The sequence below is a fragment of the Methylocaldum sp. genome (genome assembly GCF_039794385.1).
Taxonomy (GTDB): domain Bacteria; phylum Pseudomonadota; class Gammaproteobacteria; order Methylococcales; family Methylococcaceae; genus Methylocaldum.
The window spans coordinates 1-11,151 of record NZ_JBDIVO010000143.1 but is presented as its reverse complement, the minus strand read 5'-3'; the positions used below and the strand labels follow the sequence as shown (position 1 = coordinate 11,151).

Here is an 11,151-nt window from a genome sequence, read left to right as displayed (position 1 = left end):
AGGCCGGGTTAATCCGGGGCAGGGATGCCCCGGCGCGGCGACAAGCCGCGTGAGCCCAGGCCGGGCGTGTACCGGGCCTGGGCGGCGGCCCGAAATACCAGGAGGGTATTTACGGGCCTGATTAATAGCTCAGACGGAAATCCATGCTCGACCGATAGTGCCTACTGCGCAATGAAAACGGTGATAACACCCGACACAGGATTGGCATTGAGTTAAATCAGAATCATCCGGCCGCGGCCGGATAAGTAATCTTCCGAAGTTTAAAATACCGACGGATGCGCACGGGGCGTTTCTGCAACCGGCGCCGATGGAACCGAGTTTTCCGGTTCAGAGCGGCCACCCTGTCGACCGGATCAAAGAGCTCCTCGACCACGGCTCCCTACCCGCCCGACCCACGACGGCGCGAAGCAGTCACGACGGTATCCGTTGTGCCTTACCCTAGAACTCTAGACTTTCGCCATTGAAATGAACATCAACCATCCCGACCAGAAAAAGAACGTGATTTGCCGCTGTAGCGGGACGACGACAGGACAGATCAAGCGACTTGTCGATAAGGGAGTCAACGACCTGGACAGCATATCGAGAGCGACCGGTGCATGTTCAGGTTGCGGGGCCTGCGATACAGACATTCTGGCCTTGTTAGCCGAATATGCTTCGCCTGTTTTGCACGATGCCCTATAGCGCCGCTCTGTTTTCCTCGACAACACGGCGAAGGAAGATTGATGCCAAACGATGGTGTTGGCAGCAGCTGATAACGGTGCTCATTTTCGGTAGCGCCATCGGAACCGCAAGCTGGCGGTCGCCAGATAAATTTCGTGCAGGAAGCAATAAAGGCCGATGATCAGGGCGGCCATCGCGGCGATAAAGAGAATCGCGATAGCGTTCGAAACATCCAGGCTTAAGAAGGCCCCGACGAACAGAACGACAATGAGTGTACAGATGAGCAAGGCACAGGCCGTACAGAGGCTAATCGCCCAGTACGCTATGCGGGCGCGGCGCGATAGCATACTGATCTCGCACTGAATGTCCGGATGGAGGTGTTCGTCCGTGCCGGCGTGTTTGTCCTCGATCTGGCGGGACCGATCAACGATGCGGCCAACGCGAGAGCTAAGCACCGACAGTAGAGCACCGATGCCGGTAAGAAGAAATACGGGCGCCACCGCAAGTTCTATGACATGAGCAATATCGGTGGCAGTGGCTTGCATCGACAGCCTCACAGATTAAATGGTTGAGCAAAAGGACAATTTGGAGGAAGACCGCGCTTCATGAGATTAATCTCCTCCTTACAGAAGGGTAGCAAGCTGCGCTCACATCACAGACCGGACTGGCGCCGCAACCTTGCCCACAGCTCACGGATAATCACGACCGAAGCCTCCTCGGGATTGAGAGCGCCACAGGATGCCATCAGCGCCTTGTTTCCGCGCCAAAGACCAAAGACCTTCCGGATATAAGCCCCTAGGCTGAAGTGGACAATGATGGCGTCCGCACTGGATGCCGCGGCAATTTTGTCTTTTTCGGCCTGACTCAGCTGGAGGGTCAACCGGTCCACGGCTTCTCGAAGGGTTCGAGGCAAACTCTGATCGGCCTCTGAATCGGGCGATGGTAACGGATTGGTCATTTTCTTTATGATGAGAGGAAGCTGCCGGAAATAAGGACCAAAATCGGGAATATTGGAGTTTAGCCATAAAGAGGCAAGGAACATTCGACCGCGCATTGGCAATACAAAAAGCTTAAGAACATGTACTGCAATGCGGCCGTCTCCTACAGGCCGACCGTGGCTTCGGTCTCTTGGTCACCCGCCCCCATAGTTAGCGATTTCAACCGGGCAAGACAAGAATCCATGCAACTCACCGCTGCGGCTATCGGCAGCCGCGACCTGGATACCATGAAGAAGCGGGATATGGCCTGTGACACGTTTTCGAGTCTTATTCCATTCGGCATTCGAGTGAACATTCATCGTAGGATGGGTAGAGCGAACCGAAACCCATCGATGGTGGGTTATAGCCCCTCGGCTCCGCTCGTGACAGGCCCTTCGACAAGCTCAGGACAGGCCCCGCGTAACCCACCGACCCTTCGACTTGGCTCAGGACAGGTCCGAGGCCGTTCGGTGGGTTACGGCCTCGCGGCCTAACCCACCCTACAAAAATTAATGCCTTATTGAAAGCGATAATGTTCGTCACGACATGTCGCGGGATATGCCGAGTTTTTCCATGCGGGAGCGCAGGGTGCTCCGCTTGAGGCCCAGTCGTTCCGCGGCCCCTTTCGGCCCGCCGATCACCCAGTCGGTTTCCCGCAAGACTTGGAGGATGTGTTCGCGTTCGACGTCTTCGAGTGTTCTCGATGCGCCCCGCATTGTGTAAGATTCCTTGTGAACGGATACCGAATCGGGCAGGGGCACGCGCAGCACGCCATTGGGCGACAGAATCACCGCGCGCTCGATGACGTTCTGAAGCTCGCGCACGTTGCCCGGCCATTGATAACGCTTGAGCGCTTCGATCACCTCGTTGGGAATGTGGGTGATCGGGCGGTTGATGCGCCGCGCGAACTTTTCCACGAAATGTCGCACCAGGGGCGCAATGTCCTGGGGACGCTCGCGTAGAGGCGGAACCGTGATGGGAAAGACGTTCAGACGGTAATACAGATCGTCACGAAACGTCTGCTCCTTGACCATCCGGGCCAGGTTTCGGTTGGTCGCCGCCACCAGCCGGACATTGGTTTTAACGGTACGGGCACTGCCGAGCCGCTCGAACTCCTGCTCCTGCAGCACCCGCAGCAGCTTGGGCTGCAGATCCAACGGAATCTCACCGATTTCATCGAGAAACAGAGTGCCCTCGTGTGCGAGTTCAAACCGACCGATGCGCCGCGCGATCGCCCCGGTGAAGGCGCCCTTCTCATGGCCGAACAGCTCGCTCTCCAGCAGATCCCTGGGGATGGCCGCGCAGTTCACCTTGACGAAGGGGTGAGCGGAGCGCGCGCTCAGGTCGTGAATGGCCCGGGCGATGAGTTCCTTGCCGGTACCTGTCTCACCGGAGATCAGGACGGTCGCATCGGTCGTCGCCACGATTTCGACCTGTTTGAGAGCGCACGCCAGCGCAGGACTTTCGCCGATGATTTCGCCAAAGTCGTGCTCGATCCGGATTTCGTCTTCAAGACAGCGCTTCTCCTCTGCCAGCCGTTCCTTCGCCTCACTCACTTCACGGTAATTCAGGGCATTGTCCACGGCGATCGCCACCTGCCCGGCGATTTTCTCCAGGAAATCGATCTCCCCATCGCTGAAGACGCTGTCCGCCAGCCGCAATAGATTCAAGGTGCCGAGCAAGCGGTCGCAATGGATCAGCGGAAAGAAACAACCGGATTTCAGACCCTCCGCCAGGCCAGGATTGATTCCCCTATCGAACTGGGCCATGCGCTGGGCGTCGAAGACCTGGAGGCGACCTGTCCGGAACGTCAGACCAGACGGCGTCCCTTCCATAGGAAAAAGCGCGCCTGCCCGGACGGTTCCTTTGCCGTCCGGGAAGTCGAGCGTGTAAAGGCGCATCCCGCCCGCCTCGAGATCGGGCAGAGTAAGACCCACGAAATCGCACTGCATGACGCGCCGGACGCTCGACGAAACGGCCTGGCAAAGTTGTCTCAGATCCAGGTGCGAAAGCACCTCGTTGGTGAGATTCAGCAAAAGGCGGAGTCGCTCGTGTTCCTCCTGCAATTGTTGCTGCAGCCGCTTGCGCTCGGTGACATCCTCGACCAATGCCATGACAAAGCCGGGGCAGTAGCCTCCGTCCAAAACCCGGGAAATGGTGTTGCTGACCCAGAGCACCCTCCCGTCCTTGCGCCGATAGCGCTTTTCGATCTTGAACTGCTGGAGCTTCCCGCTGAGAAACTCCTGGTAAAGGGCCAAGTTATTGCCGCGGTCTTCCTCGTGGGTGATATCGGGCCAGGAGAGTGCAAGCAGTTCCTCTCCGGTGTAACCCAGCATTCGCTGAAAGGCGGCATTGGCGGCCAGAAACCGGCCATCCACGTTGGATAATGCGATACCGATCGCGGAATTCTCAAACACCTGGCGCCAGCGTTCTTCACTGTGCCGCAGCGCCATTTCGGCCCGGCGGCGCTCCAACTCGGCCCCGGCGCGCACGGCAAAAATCTGCAGGATCGATTCGGCCAGCTTCGGGCTTTCGATGGGGTGGTCGAACAACACCACGATCAGGCCCAGGGCACGGCCGCCCGAATCAAGAAGCGGCGTTCCCACATACCCTTCAACCTTCATCTCGGCGAGAAACCGATCCTGGGGGAACGATTGCTGCACACCGCTCGCATAGGAGCACAGGCTCTTGCCGATCACGTGCCTGCAAGGGGTATGCGCCAGATCGTATTCAAAGTTGTCTACGATTTTCCCGTCCGCCCACACGGCGATGGTGCGCACCCGTTCCGAGCCGGCTTCCACCAGCTCGCCGATGAAGACGCGGTGGGCGTCAAGGGAAGCGGCAAGGTGTTCGACTAATGAGCGGAAAAAGCTTTCACCGGTCGCACTGGAAATCCCCTTGGCGATGTTGAGCACCCTGTCCTCCGGCGGGCTGCGGTCCATATTGGGAATACCGCCGGTGATCAGCGTTTGCATGGTCGCGATGCTGCCTGAATGATGTAGGCCTGCATGTCCTCGAACTGATGTCCCCCCGTGAATCACGCGAACTTGGTGAAGTGATGCGAGAACGTCGGAACCGTCACCGTTTCGGCTATCCGCTTCGTTCTCCACGCATGACGGTATCAAAGATCAGCCTAGAAAAGAAGCCGGTTGAATAAGGCCGTTGCGCGAGGCCTTACAATCGCAAACAGCCTATCGATTGGCCATTCCTCGCTCTCGGCTTCGGGCTCGGTCGGGATGGCGAAGACACCCTCTTAACAGCGCGAGGCCCAGGGCCGAACCCACAGCGACGGGCTTCGCGCTAGTCATCGGACACCCTCCCCAGTTCGTCCACCACGGCGGGGACCGGTGCCCGCCCGCGCCTCCGTGCCACCCGGGCGCGGATGACCACGTAGAAGACCGGTGTCATGAACAGGCCGAATAAGGTCACCCCGAGCATGCCGGAGAACACGGTGACACCCATGATGCGGCGCACCTCGGCCCCGGCGCCGTGAGAGAACACCAGCGGGACGACGCCGGCGATGAAGGCCACCGAGGTCATCACGATCGGCCGCAGCCGCAGCCGGCTCGCCTCGATCGCCGCGGCGACGATGCCGCGGCCTTCGCCCTCGAGCTCGCGCGCGAACTCGACGATGAGGATGGCGTTCTTGCAGGCGAGCCCCATCAGCACCACCAGCCCGATCTGGACGAAGATATTGTTGTCGCCTCCCGTCAGCCACACGCCGAACAGCGCCGAGAGCAGACACATGGGCACGATCAGGATGACCGCCAACGGCAGCGTCCAGCTCTCGTAGAGCGCGGCGAGTACCAAAAATACCAATAACACGCACAGCGGAAACACGACTTTATTGGCATTGCCTTCGTGGATCTGCTGATAGCTCAGGTCGGTCCAGTCGTAACTCGTTCCGGCGGGCAGCACCCGAGGTGCCAGGGAGGCAATGGCGGCAATGGCTTCGTTCGAGGACATGATCCTGGGATCGGCCTCGCCGATGAGGTCCGCGGCGGGGTAGCCATTGTAACGGATCACGGGGTCCGGCCCATAGGTCTGACGGACCGTCACGATGCTGCCGATCGGCACCATCTCTCCGGCTTGGTTGCGGGCGCGCAGCGTGAGGACGTCCTCGGGCTGGTCGCGGAACTGGGCGTCGGCCTGAGCGTAGACCTGATAGGTGCGGCCGAAGCGGTTGAAGTCGTTCACGTAGGTGGAACCGAGGTAAATCTGCAGCGTTTCGAACACCTCGCTCAAGGGCACGCCATGTCGCTTCGCCTTGGTGCGGTCGACGTCGGCCGTCAGTTGCGGCACGTTGGCCTGATAAGAGCTGATGGGAAACCCCATCCCCGGTACTTCCGAAAGAGCGCCCGCCAGTCCCTGGACCGCATGCTGCAATTCACCGTAGCCCAGGCCCGCACGGTCCTGGACGTAGAGCGAAAAGCCGGACCCGGTGCCGATGCCGAGTATCGGCGGCGGCATGATCGCGAACGCGAAGGCCTCCTGGATCGAGGAAAATTTGCCCATCAGCTCGCCGACGATCTCGGGCGCCGGCCGCTGGCGCTCGTCGAACCCGTGCAGGCCGAAGAAGATCGTACCGGTATTTGGCGTGTTGCTGAACTGCAGGGCATTGAGCCCCGGAAACGCCACGGCATCGCGGACCCCTTCGGTGGACAGGGCCATCTCGCTCATGGTGCGCACCACCGCTTCGGTACGATCGAGCGAGGCACCTTCCGGCAGCTTGACGCCGCCTATCAGATACAGCTTGTCCTGGGTCGGGATGAAGCCCCCCGGCACCGCCTGGAAGCTCAGCCAGGTCAGGCCGATGAGACCGCCGTAGAGCACCAGGATTCGGCCGCTTCGGCGCAGGATCCTGACCACGGCGCCGGAGTATGCCTCGGCGCTGCGCTGGAAGCCGCGGTTGAAGGGTCGAAACAGCCAGCCGAACAGCGTGTCTAGCACGCGCGTCACCGGATCGGGTGTCGCGCCGTGCCGCTTGAGCAGCGTTGCCGCCAGCGCCGGTGACAATGTCAGCGAATTCACCGCCGAGATCACGGTGGAGATGGCGATGGCCACGGCAAACTGGCGGTAGAACTGGCCGGTCACGCCGGACAGGAAGGCCATGGGCACGAAGACCGCCGTCAGGACCAGCGCGATGGCGATGATGGGGCCGCTGACTTCGCGCATGGCCTGATGGGCCGCCGCTCGCGGCGCCAGTCCGTTGGCGATGTTGCGCTCCACGTTCTCGACCACGACGATGGCGTCGTCCACCACGATGCCGATGGCGAGCACCAAGGCGAACAGCGTGAGCGTGTTGATGGAAAAGCCCAGCAACAGCAACACCGCGAAGGTGCTGACGATGGAGACGGGTACCGCGAGCAGCGGGATGATCGAGGCTCGCCAGGTCTGCAGGAACAGGATGACCACCGCGACCACCAGGAGCACGGCCTCGAACAGCGTCTTCACGACCGCCTCGATCGAATCGCGAACGAACACCGTCGGGTCGTAGACCACGTCCCACTTCACCCCCTCGGGGAAGAAGCGTTCCAACTCGCGCATCTTGGCGCGCACGCTGTCGGAGAGCTCGATCGCGTTCGAGCCGGGGGCCTGGAAAATCGCGACCGCCACCGCCTGCCGATTGTTGAGCAGCGAGCGCAGCGCGTATTCGGAGGCGCCGAGCTCGATCCGCGCCACGTCGCGCAGGCGGGTGATCTCGCCGCCGGCGCCGGTCTTGACCACGATGTCGCCGAACTGCTCCTCGGTGACCAGCCGCCCCTGCGCGTTGATCGACAGCGTGAAATCACTGACGCGCGGCTGCGGAGGGCCGCCTATCGTTCCCGCCGAGACCTGGACGTTTTGTTCGCGGATGGCCCGGACCACGTCGCCCGCCGCCATGCCGCGCGCGGCGACCTTGTCCGGATCGAGCCAGATGCGCATCGAATAGTCGCCGCCGCCGAACACCATCGCCTGGCCCACGCCCGGCAGGCGCGCGAGTTCGTCCTTGACGTGCAGGGTGGCATAGTTGCGCAGGTACAGGGTGTCGTACTTCTGGTTCGGCGAGAGCAGATGCACCACCATGGTCAGATTGGGCGACTGCTTCTCGGTGGTGACGCCGAGCCGGCGCACATCCTCCGGGAGCCGCGGCAGGGCCTGGTTGACGCGGTTCTGGACCTGTACCTGAGCGAGGTCGACGTCGGTACCCGGCCTGAAGGTGACGGTCAGGTACATCACGCCGTCGGAGCCCGCCACCGACTTCATGTACATCATGTGTTCCACCCCGTTCATGGCTTCCTCGAGAGGGGTGGCGACGGTCTCGGCGATGACCTTGGGGTTGGCGCCGGGATAAACCGCGCGCACCTGCACCGAAGGCGGCACCACATCGGGGTATTCGGCCACCGGAAGCAACGGGATCGCGATCACTCCGACGACGAACAGGAGGATCGACAAGACTGCCGCGAAAATTGGGCGGTCGATGAAGAAGGCGGAAAAGTCCCTCATGCGCTGGGCTCCCGGGTCCGGTTTGCCGAGGTCTGCTCATTACCGGCGTTCAGCTTGGGATCAGCCGGATGCGGCGGGGGATCGCCCATCTTGATGAACTGCGGGCTGACCGGCATGCCCGGGAAGAAGATCTTTTGGACTCCGTGTACGACCACCGCGTCGTCGGCGCCCAAGCCCTCGGTGACGATGCGGAGGCCATCGAACATCCGCCCGAGCTTGACGTCGCGACGCTGCGCCCGGTTGTCGGCATCGAGCACATAGACGTACTTGCGATCCTGGTCGGTGAGGACCGCCTTGTCGTCCAACAGCACGGCCGGGAACTTGCCGCTGCTCGGAAGTTTCACGCGCGCGAACAGCCCCGGCGTCAACATCCCATCCGGGTTGTCGACCACGGCGCGGGCGCGGATGGTGCCGACAGCGGGATCGAATCGATTGTCCAGAAAATCCAGGCGCCCTTCGTGCGGGAAGCCCTCTTCATCGGCCAGCCCCACGAACACGGGGTTCACCGCCTCCTGCAAGGTGCCCCGCTCGCCGGTTCGCCTCCTGGCGCCCTGGCGCAGATACGCCTGCTCATCGACCTCGAAATAGACGTAAATGGGGTCCAACGAAACGATGGTGGTCAAGAGGGTCGCCGTCCCGGTTCCGTCGTTCACCAGATTGCCCTCGGTGACGAGTTCCCGGCTGATGCGTCCGCTGATCGGGGCGCGCACTTCGGTGAATTCCAGGTTGAGCTTGGCCTCGTCGACGGCGGACTGCGCCGATTGGACGGCGGCGATGGACTCGCGCAGGTTCTTGTCGCGGGTGTCGAGCTCCTCTTCGGAAATCACCCGCTTCTCGAACAGCCGCTGCGCCCGCGCCAGATCGTTTTTCGCCAGGTCGCGCCGGGCCTGGGCGCGCGCCAGCTCTCCCTGCGCCCGTCCGAGCGCGGCCTTATAAGGTCGGGGATCGATGACGAACAGCAGGTCGCCCTTCTTGACCAGGGATCCGTCCTTAAAATTGACCTTTTCCAGATATCCCCCCACGCGAGCCCGCACCTCTACGGTCTCCACGGCGTCCAGCCGTCCGGTGTACTCTTCCCATTCCACGACTTCCCGTTGAATCGGCCGGCTTACCGCAACCGCCGGGGGCGGCGGTCCTGCCGGCTCCGCCGTCGGTTGGCCGCAGCCGGCGAGCAGGCTCAGGTGGAGGCCGAGCCAGCTTGCCTGAACTATCCAGTACCTTTTGTTGATCACGTTCTTGCTACCGTTTACTTTGCACGACTTCCCGGAGCGCATCGCCAGCACGCCAGGGTTTTACCGGAACTTTCCACACGCTGGCCGGTAGGTGTCCGGTACCTTCCGAAAGCCGATGGCGAGCCGGTTCCACCCGTTGATGGCGATGGTCGCCAGCGTGAGCTTGACCAGCTCTTCGTCCGTGAATTGCGCGCGTGCCTGTTCGAAGACCTCGTCCGGGGCGTGTCCTTCGCTGATTTGGGTGATCGCTTCGCACCAGGCGAGTCCGGCCCGTTCCCGATCGGTATAGAACGGCGCCTCGCGCCAGACGCTGAGCGCGTAGAGCCGCTGCTCGGTGTCGCCCAGAGCCCTCGCCTCCCTGGTGTGAAGGTCTATGCAGTAGGCACAGCCGTTGATCTGAGAGGCTCGGATCTTGACGAGCTCCAGCAGGGATCGCTCGAGACCGCATTCGTCCGCGTACTTTTGTAGCGCGCACATCGCCTCCATGGCGTCCGGCGCCGCTTTGGCATAGTCCAAACGTCTTTTCGTCATGGCCTTCTCGTGGTGGGTTAACCTCTGGGACTGGATTCTCTTTTTATCAACTTTCGTACCAGCCCCGACCGGTTCATTCGAACTTTTATGGATCAAACGTTTACCTTGAGCTTGCGGTACGGAAGCGAATTTATCGCAGCAAGCCGCGGGACAGAGGCGGCGATATCTCGCCCCGAGGCGAGATATCGCCGCGCATCAGGGCTAGTCTCCTTCCGAACTAAACGCCGCATGTCCCGGTTGTCTAGGCAAAATGGGGCGACCCGGGCGTTGCCAGCCGTGTTTAATTCAACCTCATGCCCAGAAACGAAGGATAGCCAGTGGCGAGAGCCGTCAACCAACCCGCGATAAGAAGCGCGCCGACAAAGACAGCGGTGCCGACTCCGGATCGGTAAAGAATTCTCACCAAAGCGTTCGAGACCGTGGGACGAAACTTCCAAGCAGCCAACGAACTTGCGGCGATACTAAAACCGATGCTTGTGGCCGCGGTTAGTGAATCCACACACCAAGGACAATGGGGGATTGGCGTGTTGACTATGGCGTTACAAACAAAGAAAAAGTTGACCCAAGGCCAATCACAGCCGCATGAGAACCAGAGGCCGCATAAAGGCGTTACCAAAACAATAGCCGTGCCCCAACTGGCGGCAATCGCCGGCGCCCTCAAGGGATTCATGTCGACCTTTCTTACCCGACGAGAAGGCGTCGGACCGTAGTTTGGCTTTTGCTCCATGCCAAGAGCATTCGTTTAGAGCTTGATGATGAGCGGATCTTCAGGAGTATCGGCCAGTTGCTCTTCCCACTCCACCAATTTTTGTGAACCTTTACATAGTTGACCGGGCCTACTTCGGCCTGAAGCCGAAAGGATACGGCCAGCATCCACACCAAAAGCGCTTTCATTCGTCGATCGCCGAGAATTGGAAATGGTGTTCAGAGTAAAACTTTCCGGCAGAGTAAAGCGCGCAGGGCTCGCATGGAGAACCCGTTTTACCAAACTCCGGATCGTTGTGCTCCTGAAACGGTCGATTACCGAAACGGCTGATATGGCTGATAGTAATAGGGGTAAGCGTAGCCAGTCCCTCGCCACTCGCGAGGGCCGAACCGATAGGGCGGGACGTAGACATCAGGGAGCTCCCAACGTTGAGGCCACACATGGACTTGGCCGCAATCGATCACCGGGTAGCGGACCGCCGGATAAATGTAGTGGAATCGACCCAAGGGCCGAATTTCCGCGTCTTGGACCGCCTGCTCCTGGATCTCCCCGGCCACGG

At 60.9% G+C, this 11,151-nt stretch carries 7 protein-coding genes and 1 pseudogene; 1 reads left to right on the top strand and 7 read right to left on the bottom strand.

The window, feature by feature from the left end; translation table 11 throughout:
* Positions 1 to 465: 465 nt before the first annotated feature.
* Entirely contained in the window at positions 466 to 681 is a 216-nt protein-coding gene (locus ABJK70_RS13250; protein WP_077730189.1) for a (2Fe-2S)-binding protein, read from the top strand.
* A gap of 80 nt (positions 682 to 761) precedes the next feature.
* On the opposite strand, the gene ABJK70_RS13245 is transcribed toward ABJK70_RS13250, so the two are convergent.
* The 7 genes and pseudogenes from ABJK70_RS13245 to ABJK70_RS13215 form a co-directional block, all read right to left on the bottom strand.
* Entirely contained in the window at positions 762 to 1,205 is a 444-nt protein-coding gene (locus ABJK70_RS13245; protein WP_077730188.1) for a DUF2721 domain-containing protein, read from the bottom strand.
* A 107-nt stretch (positions 1,206 to 1,312) separates the two neighbouring features.
* Positions 1,313 to 1,618 (bottom strand): DUF6794 domain-containing protein, encoded by a 306-nt coding sequence (locus ABJK70_RS13240; protein WP_346425843.1) that lies wholly within the window; start codon positions 1,616 to 1,618, stop codon positions 1,313 to 1,315.
* A gap of 558 nt (positions 1,619 to 2,176) precedes the next feature.
* Positions 2,177 to 4,612: a sigma 54-interacting transcriptional regulator gene (locus ABJK70_RS13235; RefSeq protein ID WP_077730186.1), complete on the bottom strand. Its 2,436-nt coding sequence runs from the start codon at positions 4,610 to 4,612 to the stop codon at positions 2,177 to 2,179.
* Between the two features lie 325 nt (positions 4,613 to 4,937).
* A complete protein-coding gene (locus ABJK70_RS13230; RefSeq protein ID WP_077730185.1) occupies positions 4,938 to 8,123 on the bottom strand; it encodes a multidrug efflux RND transporter permease subunit in 3,186 nt (1,061 codons plus the stop codon).
* Positions 8,120 to 9,355, bottom strand: a complete 1,236-nt coding sequence (locus ABJK70_RS13225; RefSeq protein ID WP_347258206.1) for an efflux RND transporter periplasmic adaptor subunit — start codon at positions 9,353 to 9,355, stop codon at positions 8,120 to 8,122. Before ABJK70_RS13225 ends, ABJK70_RS13230 begins: the two co-directional genes overlap by 4 nt.
* A 60-nt stretch (positions 9,356 to 9,415) precedes the next feature.
* Complete coding sequence (locus ABJK70_RS13220) at positions 9,416 to 9,886, bottom strand: carboxymuconolactone decarboxylase family protein (protein ID WP_077730183.1); 471 nt, start codon at positions 9,884 to 9,886, stop codon at positions 9,416 to 9,418.
* Between the two features lie 1,020 nt (positions 9,887 to 10,906).
* A pseudogene (locus ABJK70_RS13215) lies at positions 10,907 to 11,151 on the bottom strand (hypothetical protein); the annotation flags it as partial.